Origin of the sequence: Sphingomonas sp. LR59, assembly GCF_036855945.1 — a bacterium.
Lineage (GTDB): Bacteria > Pseudomonadota > Alphaproteobacteria > Sphingomonadales > Sphingomonadaceae > Sphingomonas.
The window spans coordinates 2,719,193-2,735,681 of the sequence record NZ_JASPFL010000001.1 but is presented as its reverse complement, the minus strand read 5'-3'; the positions used below and the strand labels follow the sequence as shown (position 1 = coordinate 2,735,681).

Below are 16,489 nucleotides of genomic sequence, written 5' to 3'. Positions count from 1 at the left end.
ACGCCATGAAGACACCGCTCATCCTGATCGCGATGCTGCCACTCGCCGGGTGCATCAGCTTCGGCGCGAAACCGCCCCCCACGCTGCTGACGCTGACGAGTTCGTCGTCGGTTCCGGTCGGCCAGAACCAGGATTCGGCGACTGCGAAGTCGATAACGATCCAGGTGCCGGTGGTGCCGCAGTCGCTCGCGACCGCGCGCGTGCCGGTGCAGGCCACGCCGACGTCGATCGCGTACGTGACCGATGCGCAGTGGGCGGAGCCCCCGGCGCGGCTGTTCTCGCGGCTGGTGTCGGACACGGTCGCATCGCGGACCGGGCTCGTCGTCCTGTCGACGGCGCAGTCGATCGGCGATCCGGGCGGGTTGCTCGGGGGCGAACTGCGGTCGTTCGGGCTGGATGCGACGACGCGCGAGGCGGTCGTGACGTTCGACGCATCGCTGACCCGCGCGGGCAAGACGTCGGTCGAGAAGCGCCGCTTCGAGGCGCGTGTGCCGGTGTCGGCGATCGATGCGACCTCGGCTGCGGCGGGGATCAACCAGGCCGCGAACCAGGTCGCGACCGAAGTGGCGGACTGGATCGGCCGCTGAACGCCCCATCGCTCTGAACGTGGCGTCGCGCTGAGCGTTGTGGCTCTCTGACGAGGAGAACTGCGATGCCCCAGGGCGACAAGGACGCGTACACCGACAAGCAGAAGCGCAAGGCTGCGCATATCGCGGATGGCTACGAGGCGAAGGGTGTCCCCGAGCCCGAGGCTGAGGCGCGTGCCTGGGCTACGGTGAACAAGGATTCGGGCGGGGGTAACAAGTCCGGCTCGGGTCGGGGGAAGCCCGATACGCATGCGTCTTCGCAGGAGGGAGGGAAGCGGGCGGCCGGGCGTAGCGATGCGGCGAAGTCTGCGCCTGCGAAGAAGGGCTGGGAGACTCGGCGGAAGAAGGCGAACGGCTGACAAGGCTTGGTCCTCCCCTGCAACGGGAGGTGGCAGTCTGTAGGACTGACGGAGGGGTATCGCGCTGTCGACAGGGTTTCACGCCTCCGTCTGGCAGGCGCCAGCCACCTCCCCTTGAAGGGGAGGATCGAAGTCTGCCTCAATCCGCCAGCATCGCTTCCGCCTCGGCCAGATGCAGCCGCTCGACCATCTGGCCATCCAGCCGGATCGCGCCCTTGTCGGCATTTTCCGGCTTGGCGAACGTGGCGACGATCAGGCGTGCCCTTGCCAACTCCTCCTCGCTAGGAGCGAAACCCGCGTTCGCCGCCTCGATCTGCGACGGATGGATCAGCGTCTTACCATCGAAGCCCAGCATCGCGCCCTGCGCGCACTCGACCGCGAAGCGCGGCGCGTCGTCGAGCGCGTTACAAACGCCGTCCAGCGCGACGATCCCAGCCGCCCGCGCGGCCATGACGGTTGCTGTGAGCGCGGGGATCAGCGGCGTGCGATCCGGCCCGAGACGACACCGCATCTCCTTGGCAAGATCGTTGGTGCCGGCGACCAGCGCCGTCAGTCGCGTAGCTGATGCAGCTTGGGACAAGGTCGGTAGCGACAGGATCGCGGCACAGGTCTCGATCATCGCCCAGATCGGCGGGCCATCTTCGCCCAGCGATGCACGAACGGTTTCGAGATCGGCGGGGTACGACACCTTGGGAACGAGCACCGCGCCGACGCCCATCTCGCACACCGCCGCGACGTCGTGTGCGTACCAGGGGGTGTCGAGGCCGTTGACGCGCACTACGAGTTCGCGCGTACCGAAACCGCCTTCGCGCACGGCTTCGACGACGCGGTCGCGCGCAGCGGTTTTCTCGTCCGGTGCGACGGCATCCTCGAGGTCGAGAATGACGACGTCGCAGTCCAATGTGCGCGCCTTGGCAATCGCGCGGGGGTTGGAGGCGGGCATGTAAAGCGCGCTCCGGCGCCGACTGCTGGTCATGCTGTCAGGTCGTCGCGCATCAGGTGACGACGTCCGGTGCGGTCCGACCGGTGTGCTGCGCGATGCCCGCGATCGACTCCGCCGCGGCGACGATGCTGGCGAGCATCTCGCTGGTGTCGCGGTCGAGATCGCCGCCGACGGGTTCGTAGCGTTCGAGGTACACGCGCAAGGTCGCGCCGGTGGTGCCGGTGCCCGAGAGACGGAACACGACGCGACTGCCGCCTTCGAACAGGATGCGGACGCCCTGGTTGCGGCTGATCGAGCCGTCGGTCGGGTCGGTATAGGCGAACTCGTCCGCGGTCTCGACGGTGAGGTCGCCGAACTGCTGGCCGGGGAGGGTGGGGAGGCTCGCACGAAGCGCGGCCATCAGCGCATCGGCGCGCGCTGTTTCGACCCCTTCGTAATCGTGGCGGGCGTAATAGTTGCGGCCGAACTTCGCCCAGTGATCGCGGGCGATCGCGTCGACGCTTTCGCCGCGGACCGCGAGGATGTTGAGCCAGAGCAGGACCGCCCACAAGCCGTCCTTCTCGCGGACGTGGTCGGAGCCGGTGCCCGCGCTCTCCTCGCCGCAGATCGTCGCCATGCCGGCGTCGAGCAGGTTGCCGAAGAACTTCCACCCGGTCGGCGTCTCGTAGGCGGGGATGCCGAGCGCTTCGGCCACGCGGTCGGCGGCGGCGCTGGTCGGCATCGAGCGGGCGATGCCCTTGAGGCCGCCTGCGTAGCCGGGGGCGAGGTGCGCATTGGCGGCGAGCATCGCGAGGCTGTCCGAAGGCGTGACGAAGCGGTGCTTGCCGATGATCAGGTTGCGGTCGCCGTCGCCGTCCGACGCTGCACCGAAATCAGGTGCGTCGGGGGCCATCATCGTCTCGTAGAGTTCGTGCGCGTGGACGAGGTTGGGGTCGGGGTGATGGCCGCCGAAATCGGGGAGGGGCTCGCCGTTACGGACCGTGCCGGGCGCAAAGCCGAGGCGGCGTTCGAGGATCTCGGTCGCGTAGGGCCCGGTGACCGCGCTCATCGCGTCGAATGCCATCGTCAGTTTTGCCGCCCGGATCGCGTCGAAGTCGAACAGCGTCTCCATGAGCGCGGCGTAGTCTTCGACCGGGTCGACTACCTCGACGGGCATATCGCCGACGGTGACTTCGCCGTCTGTGTCGAGGTCGATGTCGTCCGCGTCGACGGTCAGCCAGCGGTCGATCTCGAGCGTCCGCGCGTTGATGGCGTCGGTGACGGACTCAGGGGCGGGGCCGCCATTGGCGATGTTGTACTTGATCCCGAAATCCTCGTCGGGACCGCCGGGGTTATGGCTTGCCGAGAGGACGAGGCCACCGATCGCGCCGCGCTTGCGGATCATGTGGCTGGCGGCGGGAGTCGAGAGGATACCGCCGCGGCCGACGATCACGCGGCCGAAGCCGTTCGCCGATGCCATGCGGATCGCGACCTGGATCACTTCGCGGTTGAGGAAGCGACCGTCGCCGCCGATGACCAGAGTCGCGCCGGCCTTGTCCGCGACCACGTCGAACACGCTCTGGACGAAGTTCTCGGCGTAGTTGGGCTGCTGGAAAACCTTTACCTTCTTGCGCAGGCCCGACGTGCCGGGCTTCTGGTCGGTGTACGGCGTGGTCGATACGGTGCGGATCATGCGGTCCCCGTCAGGCTTGCGTAAAGGTCTGCGTAGCGGCGGCCGCTCTCGTCCCACGAGAAGTCCGCGCGCATCGCGTTGCGCTGCAACATGGACCAGCGATCGGGACGTGCATAGAGGGCCATCGTTCGGCGTAGCGCGTGGCTGAGCGCTTCGGGCGTGACGCCGTCGTGCTGGACGCCGGTGGCGACGCCCGCGGCGATCGCGGCTTCGTTAGCGTCGATCACCGTATCAGCGAGACCGCCGGTGCGCGCGACGACGGGGATGCAGCCGTAAGCTAGGCCGTAGAGTTGCGTCAGGCCGCACGGCTCGAACCGCGACGGGATCAGAATCGCGTCGGCGCCGCCTTGGAGCAGGTGCGAGACGGGTTCGTCATAGCCGATGCGGACGCCAATCCGGCCGGGGTGACGTTCGGCGGCGGCGAGGAAGGCGAGTTCGAACTCGGTGTCGCCCGAGCCGAGCAGCGCGAGACGGCCGCCGAGCGCGACGAGTTCGTCGAGCGCGCCGGCGAGGACATCCATGCCCTTCTGCCAGGTAAGGCGGCTGATGACGGTAAAGATCGGGCCGTCGCCGGTGTCGAGCCCGAACAGGGTTTCGACCGCGCGCTTGTTGGTGCGGCGGCGGGAAAGGGTGCGCGCGGTGTAGCGGGCAGGGAGGGCCGCGTCGGTCCCCGGGTTCCAGACGGCGGGGTCGATGCCGTTGACGATCCCGGTGACGCGGCCGGCGCGGTCGTTGATGAGGCCTTCGAGACCCATGCCGAATTCGCCGCGGCGGATTTCGGCGGCGTAGGTCGGGCTGACGGTGGTGATCGCGTCGGCGGCTTCGAGACCGGCTTTCAGGAAACCGACGCCGCCGTAATATTCGACGCCGTCGAGCGCGAAGGCTTCGTCGGGGAGCGCGAGGTCGGCGAAGATGTCGTGGCCGTAGCGCCCCTGGAACGCGATGTTGTGGATCGTGACGACGGTTTTCGCGGGCGCGCCGGGGCCGGGGGCGTAGCGGAGATAGGCGGGAGCCATCGCCGCCTGCCAGTCGTGCGCGTGGAGGATGTCGAACGCATAGCCGGGGACTGCGCCAGAGGCGAGGTCGGCCGCGGCGCGGCTGAACGCGGCGAAGCGGCGCCAGTTGTCGGACCAGTCTGCGCCGGTCGCGTCGCCGTACGGGCCGCCGCCTCGGGCGAAGAGGGCGGGGGCGTCGAGGACCAGCAGCGCGTGGTCGCCGATCTTCGCTTTCAGGATGCGGGCTTCAGCGCCGAGGAGGTCGGCGTAGTGGTGGACGACCTTGGTACGCTTGGTGACGGCGGCGAGCGCGGGGTAGCCGGGGAGGAAGGTGGTCAGCGCCACGCCATGCGGCGCGAGCGCGGCCGGGAGTGCGCCGACCACGTCTGCGAGACCGCCGGTCTTGATCAGGGGGTAGGCTTCGGAGGCGACGGAGAGGATTCGCATCAAATCCTCCCCGGCACGGGGAGGGGGACCGTTTGCCACTGGCGAATGGTGGAGGGGCTCGCCGCCACCGTACCGCTGGTGGAAGCCCCCTCCACCATGCGATGCATGGTTCCCCTCCCCGTGCCGGGGAGGATTTGCGTTGGTCATCACGCGGTCAGCCGGTCGATCATGGATTTGGTTACGAGGGTCACGCCGCTGTCCGTGCGGCGGAAGCGTTGGGCGTCAGACTCGGCGTCCTCGCCTACTACCAGACCGTCGGGGATCTCCACGCCGCGATCTACGACCACTTTTGACAACCGCGCACCGCGGCCAATTACGCAGTGCGGGAGGATCACCGCCTGATCGAGCATCGAGTAGCTGTGCGCGCGCGTGCCGGTGAAGATCAGGCTGCGATGGATCGAGGAGCCGGAGATGATGCAATCGCCCGACACGAGGCTCGACACCGCTTCGCCGCGGCGGCCGTCGTCGGCGTGGACGAATTTGGCCGGTGGAGTGACCTCGGAATAGGTCCAGAGCGGCCAGCTGCGGTCGTAGAGGTCGAGCTTGGGGACGACATCGGTGAGGTCGATGTTCGCCTCCCAATAGGCGTCGACCGTGCCGACGTCGCGCCAGTATGCGTCGACTTCGCTGCCCGACCGCACGCAGCTGTCGGAGAAGCGGTGCGCGACCGCCTTGCCGTGCTTGACGAGGTACGGGATGATGTCCTTGCCGAAATCGCGCGACGAACCGGGCGTCTCGGCATCGCGGCGCAGTTCGTCGAACAGCAGCTTGGTGTGGAAGACGTAGATCCCCATCGACGCCAGCGCGATCTCCGGGTTGCCGGGGATTGCGGGCGGATCGGCGGGCTTCTCGACGAACGCGGTGACGTTGTCGTGCTCGTCCACGGCCATCACGCCGAAGCCGACCGCTTCCATCCGCGGCACTTCGAGGCAGGCGATGGTGACGTCCGCGCCGGTCTCGCAATGCTGTTGCAGGATCAGCTCGTAATCCATCTTGTAGATGTGGTCGCCCGCCAGGATGACCATGTATTCGGGCGCGTGGCTCTCGATGATGTCGATGTTCTGGTAGACCGCGTCGGCGGTGCCCTCGTACCACTGGAACTCGCTGATCCGCTGCGAGGCGGGAAGGATGTCGAAGCTCTCGTTGCGTTCCGAGCGCAGGAAGTTCCAGCCGCTCTGGAGGTGGCGGATCAGCGAATGCGCCTTGTACTGCGTCGCGACGCCGATCCGGCGGATGCCAGAGTTGATTGCGTTGGACAGCGCGAAATCGATGATCCGCGCCTTGCCGCCGAAATACACTGCGGGTTTCGCGCGCGTATCGGTCAGCTCCATCAGGCGACTGCCGCGGCCGCCGGCCAGCACATACGCCATCGCGTCGCGCGCCAATGGCTGTCCCCGCCGTTCCACCATGTCCGTCTCTCCCTAATATTCAGTAGTATAACGCGCCGTCACCCGCCGGTTGTTCCGTCGTTGCGCCGGATCGGTCTTCGAACTCGATCAGCCTTCGTATTCGAGCATGATCGTCGCCAGCGGGGGCAGCGTGACCCAGGCCGCGCCGTCCTTCGCGACGACGCCGCCGAGATTGCCGAGCCCACTGCCCCAATAGTCGTGCGCGTCGCTGTTGATGATCTCGCACCAGCGGCCGTCGAGCGGTAGCGGCACGCGGTAGGGCGCGCGCGCGATCGGCGTCATGTTGGCGACGATCGCGATCGGCTTCGCGTCGGGAGCCTTGCGCAACCAGGCGAACACCGAATTGGCGGCATCGTCGGCGACCAGCCACTCGAACCCCTCCGCCTCGCAGTCGCGGGCGTGCAACGCCGGCTTCTCCCGGTAGACGGTGTTGAGGTCGCGGACGAGGTTGCGGATGCCTTCGTGGCTGCGCGCGTTGCGCAGGTCCCAGTCGAGCGCGCGGGCTTCCGACCACTCGCGGCGCTGTGCGAATTCCTGCCCCATGAAGAGCAGTTTCTTGCCCGGATAGCCCCACATGAACGTGTAATAGGCGCGCAGATTGGCGAATTGCTGCCAGTCGTCGCCGGGCATCTTGGTCAGCAGCGAGCCCTTGCCGTGGACGACCTCGTCGTGGCTGAGCGGCAGGACGAAATTCTCGCTGAACGCATAGACGAGGCCGAAATTGATCTCGCCGTGGTGGTGCTTCCGGTGCAGCGGATCGCGCGCCATGTACTGGAGCGTATCGTGCATGAAGCCCATGTTCCACTTGAACCCGAACCCCAAACCGCCGCTCTTGCCGTCGTCGCCAACCGGTGCGGAGACGCCCGGCCATGAGGTCGATTCCTCGGCGATTGTGAAGACGCCTGGGTGCTGGCCGTAGATTTCGCGGTTCATGTCGCGGAGGAACGCGACGGCCTCCCAGTTCTCGCGGCCGCCGTCTTTGTTTGGGATCCATTCGCCGGCCTTGCGCGAATAATCGCGGTAGAGCATCGATGCGACCGCATCCACGCGCAGGCCGTCGATGTGATAGCGCTCGGCCCAGAACAGCGCGTTGTTGACGAGGAACGACGTCACTTCGCGCCGCCCGAAATTGTAGATCGCGGTGTTCCAGTCGGGGTGGAAGCCGAGCCGCGGATCCTCGTGTTCATACAGCGCGGTGCCGTCGAACTCCGCCAGCCCGAATGCGTCGGTCGGAAAATGCGCGGGCACCCAGTCGAGCAGCACGCCGATCCCGGCGAGATGTGCGCCATCGACGAACCGCGCAAAGCCATCGACATCGCCGAAGCGGGCGGACGGCGCGTAGAGACCGGTGGTCTGGTAGCCCCAGCTCGGGTCGTAGGGGTGTTCGCTGATCGGCAGGAATTCGATGTGCGTGAAGCCCATCTCGACCACGTACGGGATCAGGCGGTCGGCGAGGGCGTCCCAGGTCAGGAACCAGCCATCGGCGTCACGGTCCCATGATCCGGCGTGGACCTCATAGATGCTGATCGGCACGCGGCGGGGATCGACCGAGGCCCAATGTTTCCGATGATCGGTGTCGGCCCAATCGTGCGCGAGTTTTCGCGTGATCGAGGCGTTGGCGGGGCGGAGTTCGCTGGCGAAGGCGAACGGGTCGGCCTTAAGCGGTTGTAGCTGGCCGTCGGGGCCGACGATCTCGAACTTGTAGGCGCGGTATTCGGCGATATCGGGAATGAAGATCTCCCACACGCCGACGTCGCCGCGCTTGCGCATCGCGTGGCGGCGGCCGTCCCAGTCGTTGAAGTCGCCGACCACGGACACGCGCTGCGCGTTGGGGGCCCAGAGCGCGAAGTGGACGCCGTGTGCGCCCTCGTGCTCGATGAGGTGCGCGCCCATCTTGTCGTGGAGACGGCGGTGCGTGCCCTCCGCCATCAGCAAGTCGTCGATCGGGCCGAGTACGGGACCGAAGCTATAGGGGTCGGTGACCCACCACGACGTGTCGCCCGCCTTGGCGTGGTATTTCACCGGCTGTTGCGTGCCGTCGATCGGACCCTCGAACAGGCCGCGATCGTCGATGCGGGGGAGGGTGCCGAGCGCGGTGCCGTCGAGTGCGTGCGCCTCCGCCGTGTCCGCGCCGGGCAACCAGACGCGTGCGAACACGCCGGTCGGGCCGCTGTGGACGCCGAGCAGCGAGAACGGATCGTCGTGACGCCCTTCCAGCAGGGCAACGATGGCGCCTTCGGGTGGCTTCACATCACCGTCCAGATCTCGCTCGCATATTCGCGGATCGTGCGGTCGGACGAGAACCAGCCGACGCGCGCGACGTTGCGGACGGTCGAGGCGACCCACGCGTCGCGGTCGTTCCAGCGGGTGTCGACCGCGCACTGGGCGGTGGCATAGCTGTCGAAATCGGCGGCGAGCATGAACCAATCGCCCTCGTACAGCCCGCCCATCAAGCCGGCGTAGCGCGTCTTGTCGTCGGGCGAGAACACGCCGGACGCGATCGCCGACACCGCCTGGCGCAGTTCATTCGAGCCATCGATGACGGTGCGCGGATCGTAGCCGTTCGCGCGCTTCGCCTCGACCTCGTCCGCGGTCATGCCGAAGATGAAGATGTTATCGTCGCCGACACGATCCTTGATCTCGATATTGGCGCCGTCGAGCGTGCCGATCGTCAGCGCGCCGTTCATCGCGAACTTCATGTTGCCGGTGCCCGATGCCTCGAGCCCGGCGGTCGAGATCTGTTCGCTGAGATCGGCGGCGGGGATAATCTTCTCCGCCAGCGACACGTTGTAATTGGGCAGGAATGCGACCTTGAGCAGGCCACCGACCGACGGGTCCGCGTTGATCCGGCGGGCTACGTCGTTCGCCAGTTTGATGACAAGCTTCGCGTTGTGATAGCTCGACGCCGCCTTGCCCGCGAACAGCTTCACGCGGGGCGTCCAGTCGCGTTCGGGGTGGCTGCGGATCTGGTCGTAGAGCGCGACCGTCTCGATGATGTTGAGCAACTGGCGCTTATACTCGTGGATGCGCTTGATCTGGACGTCGAACATCGCGTCGGGATCGACGCGGAGCCCCATGCTCTCCTTGATGTGATTAGCCAGTGCCACCTTGTTCGAACGCTTCACGCTCGCAAAGCGCTCCCTGAAACCGGAATCATCCGCGAAAACATCCAGATCGACGAGCTTTTCGGCGTCGTCGAGGAAGCCGTCGCCGATCGCATCGCGGATCAGCGCGGTGAGGCCGGGGTTGCACTGCTGGAGCCAGCGACGCGGCGTGATGCCGTTGGTCTTGTTGTTGATCCGCGTCGGGTAGAGCTTGTGGAGATCGGCGAAGACCGTCTTCTTCATCAGTTGCGTGTGCAGCGCGGCGACGCCGTTGACGCTGTGCGAGCCCGCAAAGGCGAGGTTCGCCATCCGCACGCGCCGCTCTCCGCCTTCTTCGATCAGGCTGATCGCAGCGATCGCGCGGTCGTCGATGCCGTCTGTTCCGCGCGCCTCACGCAGCAGCTTGGCGTTGATCGCGTAGACGATCTGCATGTGCCGCGGCAGCAGGCGTTCGAACAGCGGCAGCGGCCAGCTTTCCAGCGCCTCGGGCAACAGCGTGTGATTGGTATAGCCGAAGGTGGCACGCGTGATCTTCCACGCCTCGTCGAACGCGAATTCGTGATGATCGATCAGCAGCCGCATGAGTTCGGCGACCGATACCGCGGGGTGGGTGTCGTTGAGCTGGATGGCGGCCTTGTCGGGCAGCGTGCGGATATCGCCGAAATACTGGATATGGCGGCGGACGATGTCCTGGATCGACGCGGACGAGAAGAAATACTCCTGGCGCAGGCGTAGTTCCTGGCCGGCGGCGGTGGAGTCGTTGGGGTAGAGGACGCGGGTCAGCGTTTCGGCGCGCGTCTGATCGGCAAGCGCGCCCGAGAAATCGCCGGCGTTGAAGCGGTCGAGCTTGATCGGGTCGAACGCGCGGGCGGTCCAGAGGCGGAGCGTGTTGACGTGCTTGCCGCGCCAGCCGACGACGGGGGTGTCGACTGCGGTGGCCTCGACCGCCTCGGAGGGGCTCCAGTGAACCTGACCGTTATCTGCCACGGTGACTTCACCGCCGAAGCCGACGAAATAGGCGCTCTCGCGGCGTTCGAACTCCCAGGGGTTGCCGTGCGCGAGCCAGTTCTCGGGCATCTCGACCTGCCAGCCATCGTCGATCCGCTGGCGGAACATGCCGTTCACATAGCGGATGCCGTAGCCATAGGCGGGCAGCGCGAGGCTCGCCATGCTCTCCATGAAGCAGGCGGCGAGCCGACCGAGGCCGCCGTTGCCGAGCGCCGCGTCGGGCTCGATCTCTTCCACCTCGGCGAGGTCGACGCCGTGCAGCTTCAGCGCCTGCGTGACCTCGTCGTTGCGCAGCAAATTGGTCACCGCGTCGCGCAGCAGCCGGCCGATCAGGAATTCGAGGCTGAGATAATAGACGCGCTTGGCGCCCGCTGCGTGCGCCGCCTTGGTCGAGGCCATCCAGCGTTCGACGATGTCGTTGCGGACGGTCAGGATCGTCGCGGCGAGCCAGTCATGTGGCCTAGCGGCCTGCGCATCCTTGCCGATGCGGTGGACGAGCGTGTCTAGGATCGATTCGGCGAGATCTTGGGCGGGCTGCTGTACGGCGGGGTCTGAGGTCACGCGGCTTCCGAAATCGTTACGGTCGCCACGATCCTAACCGCCCGCGAGCCGATGTCACGCGGACTTCCTTCCCGTCGTGGAAAAGAAGATTGCCGATCAATGTTTTACGTTTGGGGCTTTGATTTGGGAGGACCCATCGCCGCGCTGGGGCGGTGGTGGACAGGGTAGGGTTCGAACCTACGTAGGAGAAACTCCGGCAGATTTACAGTCTGCTGCCTTTAACCACTCGGCCACCTGTCCAGGCCGCTTTTGCGAGCGCCGCTTTTGCAAGCGCCGCTCTTTCAAGCGAGGCGGCTCAATGGCGAAGCGCGCTCGGTGTGTCAACGCAGGTTTTGCGAAGTTTCGTGGTTCATAGTTGCCGCGGGCGCGGAATGCCGACAAGGACGCCGCATACACAGACACGATAGAGAGCGAATATGGCACGCAAGGGACACAGGCCGAGCAAGGCACCGGCAGGCCGCCCCGCTTCTGGGGCAAGCATGCGGTGGGCGCGGCGCTCGCCAATCCGGAGCGCACGGTGCGCAAAATCCTCGGCACGCGTGAGGCGCTGGCCGGGTTCGACCTGCCGGCCGACGTGCCGGTGACCTTTGCCGAGGCGATGGATCTGGCGCGGCTGGTGCCGGGCGATGCACCGCACCAGGGCGTGGTGATCGAGGTGGAGCCGCTCGAGGACATGTGGCTCGCCGACCTGCTCGAGCACGGCAAGGACGACAACCGGCCGCTGGTGATCCTCGACGGGGTGACCGATCCGCACAACGTCGGCGCGATCCTGCGCTCGGCGGCGGCGTTCGATGCGCTGGGGATCATCACGCCGGATCGGAATGCGCCGCCGGAGTCGGGGACGATCGCGCGGGCGGCATCTGGGGCGCTTGAGAGCGTGCCTTGGATCCGGGTGGTGAACCTGGCGCGCGCTCTGGAAGAGATTGCGGCGGCGGGGTTCTGGCGGATCGGGCTGACGGGCCATGCGACGCAGACGCTGTCGGAAGCGATGGGCACGCAGCGGATCGCGATCGTGCTCGGCGCCGAGGGCGAGGGCATGCGGCAGAATACCGAGCAGCATTGCGACGAGCTGGCGAAACTGCCGATCTCGGAGAAGGTGGAGAGCCTCAACGTGTCGAACGCCGCGGCGATCGCGTTGTACGCCATCACCACGCGGTAAAATCACTCCCTCGCCCCTACGGGGAGAGGGAAGGGGCCCGCCGCGCTTGCGGTGGGAAGGGAGAGGGGATTGAGGCTCGGGACTTGGATCCCAACAGCCCCTCTCCCTTCCGTCACCTGCGGCTCCTCCCTCCCTCTCCCCGTAGGGGCGAGGGACTCGGAAAATCAGTCCTCCGCTGCGATCTTTACCTTCAGGCCATCGAGTCCTTCGGTCAGTTCGATCTGGCACGACAGCCGCGAAAACTCATCCCGATCACTCGTCGAATCGAGCAAATCGTCCTCGTCCGGCCCCATCGGCTTCAGTTTGGCCGCAAAGTCCGGGTCGACATGGACGTGGCAGGTGGCGCACGAGCAGCAGCCGCCGCACAGCGCCAGGATCTCGTCGATCCCGGCGTCGCGAATGACTTCCATCACCGAAAGGCCCGCCTCGCCGATGATCTCGCGTTCTTCCCCTTCGCGCGTCACGACGATAAGCTTGGGCATGTCATTCTCCGAAAAATCTTCGTGCGTTCATGCCGTTGCGCGAGCCAGGGATCAAGCATCATGGGCCTGAGCGCAGAGCAACTTGAAACCGCGATGGCGGCGTTGTGCGAAATCGAGCCGGCTTTTGCGGTCGCGGTCGGCAATGCGGGCCACCCCGCACCGCGGATCAGCGAGCGCGGCTTTGCGACGTTGTTGCGGACGATCGTCGGGCAACAGGTGAGCGTCGCCTCGGCGGAAGCGGTGTGGAACAAGCTCGACGCGGTGGTCGGCGGCGCAGGCGATCCGGCCAAGATCGCGGCCGCCAGCGACGAGTTGCTGAAGAGCGCCGGACTGTCGCGTCAGAAGCTCGGCTATGCCCGCAGCCTTGCCGACGAGGTGACGAGTGGGCGGCTCGACCTGACGAACCTGCCCGAGGACGACGAGGAGGCGATCGCCGCACTGGTCCGCGTGAAAGGCATCGGCCGCTGGTCCGCGGAAATCTATCTGCTGTTCGCGGAAGGGCGGGCCGACATCTGGCCGGCGGGTGACCTCGCGATTCAGATCGAGGTCGGGCGTATTTTGGGCCACGAAACCCGTCCGAGCGAGAAACTGACGCGCGAAGTGGCGGAAGCCTGGCGCCCGCACCGCGGCGCAGCGGCGATCTTCGCTTGGCATCATTACCAGGCGGATATGAAGGTGATCTGAGACGGCAATTTAGACCCTCCCCTGCAAGGGGAGGTGGCAGTCCGCAGGACTGACGGAGGGGTGACACCCTCCGATAGGGCGGATACCCCTCCGTCTGGCAAGCGCCAGCCACCTCCCCTTGCAGGGGAGGGCTGATTGAGTGGGTCACACCCTGCTTGTCCGACCCGCCCCCTTCCGGCAAAGCACCCCCGATGTCAGCCCCCAATCTCCCCGCGTCCGACTTCGCCAACTCGCTCGCCGAGAGTCACCGCACCGTCGTCGTCCCCGAAGGCGCGTCGTTCTGGCGGCGGCTGTTCGCGTTCGTGGGGCCGGGGTATCTCGTCGCGGTCGGCTATATGGACCCCGGCAACTGGGCGACCGACATCGCCGGCGGCTCCGCATTCGGCTACACGTTGCTGTCGGTCGTGCTGCTGTCGAACCTGATGGCGATGGTGCTGCAAGCCCTCTCCGCGCGCCTCGGCATCGTCGCCGGGCTCGACCTCGCCCAAGCCTGTCGCGCGCATTATTCGAAGCCGGTTTCGGTCGCGCTCTGGTTCCTGTGCGAGATCGCGATCATCGCCTGCGATCTCGCCGAGGTACTCGGCACCGCGATCGCGCTGAAGCTGCTGTTCGGGCTGCCACTCGTCTACGGCGTCGTGCTCACCGCGCTCGACGTGTTCCTGATCCTCGCGCTGCAACGCTTCGGGTTCCGCAAGCTGGAGGCGTTCGTCGTCGCGCTGCTCGTGATCATCGCTGGCTGCTTCATCTTCGAGCTGTTCCTGGCGCGGCCCGAATGGGCGGGCGTGCTCGGAGGTCTCGTCCCGACGACGCAGATCGTCACCAACCCGGCAATGCTCTACATCGCGATCGGCATCCTCGGCGCGACCGTGATGCCGCACAACCTGTACCTCCATTCGTCGATCGTCCAGACCCGCGCGTTCGCCAAGGACGCCGCGGGCAAGCGTGATGCGATCACGATGGCGACGATCGACGGCACGGTCGCGCTCGGCCTCGCCTTCTTCATCAACGCGGCGATCCTGATCCTCGCGGCGGCGACCTTCCACGTCGCCGGCCGCACCGACGTCGCCGAGATCGATCAGGCGTACCAACTGCTCGCTCCGATGCTGGGGATGGGTGCGGCGAGCGTGTTGTTCGCGGTCGCGCTGCTGGCGTCGGGACAAAACTCGACGGTGACGGGCACGCTTGCCGGCCAGATCGTGATGGAGGGCTTTCTCAACCTGCGCATGCCGGTCTGGGCGCGGCGGCTGGTAACACGGGCGCTCGCGATCGTCCCCGCGGTGTTCGTGGTCGGTGCGTCGGGCGATGCGGGCGCAACAAAGCTGCTGGTGCTCAGCCAGGTCGTGCTCAGCCTGCAGCTGCCGTTCGCGGTCGTACCGCTCGTCAAGTTCACGGGCGACCGCACGATCATGGGCGACCTGGTCAGCCCGGCGTGGCTGAAGATCCTCGCCTGGGTGATCGCCGCGGTGATCATCGGGCTGAACGGCACGCTGCTCTACGGGATGCTCTAGGCGACCGGCGCACCAGCATTGGGCAGGGCGGCGTCATCGGCCTTGGGTTTCTTGGCGAACAGCGCGCGGTCGGCGGGGCCGAACGCGTATTTCCACAGGATGTAGAGATAGGTCGCGGCGATCGCGGGTTCGCCGATCGCGAGTTCGACCCATTCGTAGCGCTTGGGGAGTGCGGTGAACCCGGCCCCGACGACGATGGCGGCGAGCGCGGCCCACACCAGCGGCCAGCGCCATGGCGACACGTTCGCGCCGAGCAGGTGACCGAGCAGCTTCGACTTGATAATCGACGTGAGGCCGACCGACAGCATCAGCGCGATAGCCGGGCCGGCCGCCTGGTAATTGACGGGATACCCCAGCGCCCGGATCGTGAAGATCAGGGCAAAGCTCAGACCGACCTGGAACGCGAGCATCGCCGCGGAGATCATCAGGTTGCGGTGGCGGGCGATGTAGACGAGCGCGGATTCGCTGACCGCGCCGGTCGAGGCGAGCACTTCGGCGGTCAGCAGGAACGCGAGCGCGGCGGTGCCGGCGACGAACTGCGGGCCGACCACGCCCATCACCGCTTCGCCGGGGATCGACCCCATCAGCGCGAGCCCGCCTTGCGCCGCCATGATCCAGAACGCGACCTGGCGGACCTGGTTGGCGATCGCGGCGCGGTCGTTGATCGCGAGGCTGTGGGTGATGACGGGGCCGAGGATCGGGTCGAAGCTCGTCTTGAGCTTCTGCGGCAGGCTCGCGACCTGTTGTGCCATGTAATAGATGCCGACGACCTTGGGCTCGAACATCACGCCGAGGATGAAGCGGTCGACGTTGCGGCTGCCCCATTCGAGGATGTCGGCGCCGGCGAGCGGCACGTTGGCGCGCGCGAGCGCGTAGAGCGGGCGGAGATGTGGCGACCAGCCGCGGGGCACGCCGTAGCTGCGGAGGAACGGCACGAGGCTGGCGATCAGCGCCGCGGTCATCGACGCGACGTAGCTGAGCACGAGGCCGTCGCGGATCGTGAAATAGGAGAATGCCCAGGCGGCGATCGAGATTGTCCACGGTTCGACCACCGCGCGGGCGGTGACGGCGGCCTTGACGTTGAGCCTGTACGCCAGGGCTGCGAGGCTGACGTCGGACCAGGCGATCGCGACGATGATCAGCGGCAGGAACCGGTCGAGCCCGGTGATCGCGCTGTTCGGATACATAATCTGTGGGAAGGTGCAGAGGACTGCGCTGGCGATGAGGGAGGCGACGAACGCGACCGCCATCGCGTCCCAGACGACGCACGCGTGCGGGCGATCCGCGCTGCTGAGCGCCTGCGCGAGACCGCGTTTCAGGCCGAGCGTGGCGAGCAACGCGGCGAGTTCGACCACCACGACGGCGATCGCGAAGCGGCCGACGAGGTCAGGGCCGTAGATGCGGCCGGCGATGAACAGGAACGGGATGCGCGCGGCGAGGCGGAGGACGAAGCCGGCGATGTTGGTGCGACCGCCCTTGGCGAGCGTGTCGATGTCCTGCGTGGCCTCGGTCACTGCCAATAGCCTCCGTCACCCCGGACTGGTTCCGGGGTCCACGGTTCCGCGCACTCA

12 protein-coding genes, 1 tRNA gene and 1 pseudogene are annotated in these 16,489 nt (G+C 66.8%); 5 read left to right on the top strand and 9 right to left on the bottom strand.

Annotated features, from left to right (window positions below; all coding sequences use genetic code 11):
* Positions 1 to 5 precede the first annotated feature (5 nt).
* On the top strand, positions 6 to 587 hold the full coding sequence (locus QP164_RS12675; RefSeq protein WP_333923367.1) for an ABC-type transport auxiliary lipoprotein family protein: 582 nt from the start codon (positions 6 to 8) through the stop codon (positions 585 to 587).
* A gap of 65 nt (positions 588 to 652) precedes the next feature.
* A complete protein-coding gene (locus QP164_RS12670; RefSeq protein ID WP_333923366.1) occupies positions 653 to 946 on the top strand; it encodes a plasmid stabilization protein in 294 nt (97 codons plus the stop codon).
* A 139-nt stretch (positions 947 to 1,085) separates the two neighbouring features.
* On the opposite strand, the gene QP164_RS12665 is transcribed toward QP164_RS12670, so the two are convergent.
* The 7 genes from QP164_RS12665 to QP164_RS12635 all read right to left on the bottom strand — a co-directional run bounded on the left by QP164_RS12665 (position 1,086) and on the right by QP164_RS12635 (position 11,325).
* Positions 1,086 to 1,922, bottom strand: a complete 837-nt coding sequence (locus QP164_RS12665; protein ID WP_333923365.1) for an HpcH/HpaI aldolase/citrate lyase family protein — start codon at positions 1,920 to 1,922, stop codon at positions 1,086 to 1,088.
* 19 nt (positions 1,923 to 1,941) lie between these two features.
* Positions 1,942 to 3,561 carry an alpha-D-glucose phosphate-specific phosphoglucomutase gene (locus QP164_RS12660; RefSeq protein ID WP_333923364.1) on the bottom strand — a complete coding sequence of 540 codons (1,620 nt, stop codon included), beginning with the start codon at positions 3,559 to 3,561 and terminating at the stop codon, positions 1,942 to 1,944.
* Positions 3,558 to 5,003 (bottom strand): glycogen synthase GlgA, encoded by a 1,446-nt coding sequence (gene glgA, locus QP164_RS12655; RefSeq protein WP_333923363.1) that lies wholly within the window; start codon positions 5,001 to 5,003, stop codon positions 3,558 to 3,560. The genes QP164_RS12660 and glgA overlap by 4 nt, the downstream gene beginning before the upstream one ends.
* Before the next feature lie 146 nt (positions 5,004 to 5,149).
* Positions 5,150 to 6,409 (bottom strand): glucose-1-phosphate adenylyltransferase, encoded by a 1,260-nt coding sequence (gene glgC / locus QP164_RS12650; protein ID WP_443027486.1) that lies wholly within the window; start codon positions 6,407 to 6,409, stop codon positions 5,150 to 5,152.
* A gap of 90 nt (positions 6,410 to 6,499) precedes the next feature.
* Positions 6,500 to 8,662 (bottom strand): 1,4-alpha-glucan branching protein GlgB, encoded by a 2,163-nt coding sequence (gene glgB, locus QP164_RS12645; protein ID WP_333923361.1) that lies wholly within the window; start codon positions 8,660 to 8,662, stop codon positions 6,500 to 6,502.
* On the bottom strand, positions 8,659 to 11,085 hold the full coding sequence (locus QP164_RS12640) for a glycogen/starch/alpha-glucan phosphorylase (protein WP_333923360.1): 2,427 nt from the start codon (positions 11,083 to 11,085) through the stop codon (positions 8,659 to 8,661). Before QP164_RS12640 ends, glgB begins: the two co-directional genes overlap by 4 nt.
* Before the next feature lie 153 nt (positions 11,086 to 11,238).
* Positions 11,239 to 11,325: transfer RNA gene (locus QP164_RS12635), tRNA-Tyr, on the bottom strand.
* Between the two features lie 176 nt (positions 11,326 to 11,501).
* Between QP164_RS12635 and rlmB the strand changes: the two are divergent.
* A pseudogene (rlmB, locus tag QP164_RS12630) lies at positions 11,502 to 12,244 on the top strand (23S rRNA (guanosine(2251)-2'-O)-methyltransferase RlmB).
* A 164-nt stretch (positions 12,245 to 12,408) separates the two neighbouring features.
* Here the strand turns inward: rlmB and QP164_RS12625 are convergent.
* Entirely contained in the window at positions 12,409 to 12,726 is a 318-nt protein-coding gene (locus QP164_RS12625; protein WP_056484766.1) for a 2Fe-2S iron-sulfur cluster-binding protein, read from the bottom strand.
* Positions 12,727 to 12,786: 60 nt separating this feature from the next.
* Between QP164_RS12625 and QP164_RS12620 the strand changes: the two genes are divergently transcribed.
* Entirely contained in the window at positions 12,787 to 13,410 is a 624-nt protein-coding gene (locus QP164_RS12620) for a DNA-3-methyladenine glycosylase family protein (RefSeq protein ID WP_333923359.1), read from the top strand.
* Between the two features lie 191 nt (positions 13,411 to 13,601).
* Positions 13,602 to 14,918, top strand: a complete 1,317-nt coding sequence (locus QP164_RS12615) for an Nramp family divalent metal transporter (protein ID WP_333923358.1) — start codon at positions 13,602 to 13,604, stop codon at positions 14,916 to 14,918.
* Here the strand turns inward: QP164_RS12615 and QP164_RS12610 are convergent.
* Complete coding sequence (locus QP164_RS12610) at positions 14,915 to 16,432, bottom strand: lipopolysaccharide biosynthesis protein (RefSeq protein WP_333923357.1); 1,518 nt, start codon at positions 16,430 to 16,432, stop codon at positions 14,915 to 14,917. The genes QP164_RS12615 and QP164_RS12610 overlap by 4 nt on opposite strands.
* Between the last annotated feature and the right edge of the window lie 57 nt (positions 16,433 to 16,489).

Coding starts and splice junctions, on each gene's coding strand:
- QP164_RS12675 (WP_333923367.1), top strand. CDS start 6: ATGAAGACACCGCTCATCCTGATCGCGATGCTGCCACTCGCCGGGTGC.
- QP164_RS12670 (WP_333923366.1), top strand. CDS start 653: ATGCCCCAGGGCGACAAGGACGCGTACACCGACAAGCAGAAGCGCAAG.
- QP164_RS12665 (WP_333923365.1), bottom strand. CDS start 1,922: ATGACCAGCAGTCGGCGCCGGAGCGCGCTTTACATGCCCGCCTCCAAC.
- QP164_RS12660 (WP_333923364.1), bottom strand. CDS start 3,561: ATGATCCGCACCGTATCGACCACGCCGTACACCGACCAGAAGCCCGGC.
- glgA (WP_333923363.1), bottom strand. CDS start 5,003: ATGCGAATCCTCTCCGTCGCCTCCGAAGCCTACCCCCTGATCAAGACC.
- QP164_RS12625 (WP_056484766.1), bottom strand. CDS start 12,726: ATGCCCAAGCTTATCGTCGTGACGCGCGAAGGGGAAGAACGCGAGATC.
- QP164_RS12620 (WP_333923359.1), top strand. CDS start 12,787: ATGGGCCTGAGCGCAGAGCAACTTGAAACCGCGATGGCGGCGTTGTGC.
- QP164_RS12615 (WP_333923358.1), top strand. CDS start 13,602: ATGTCAGCCCCCAATCTCCCCGCGTCCGACTTCGCCAACTCGCTCGCC.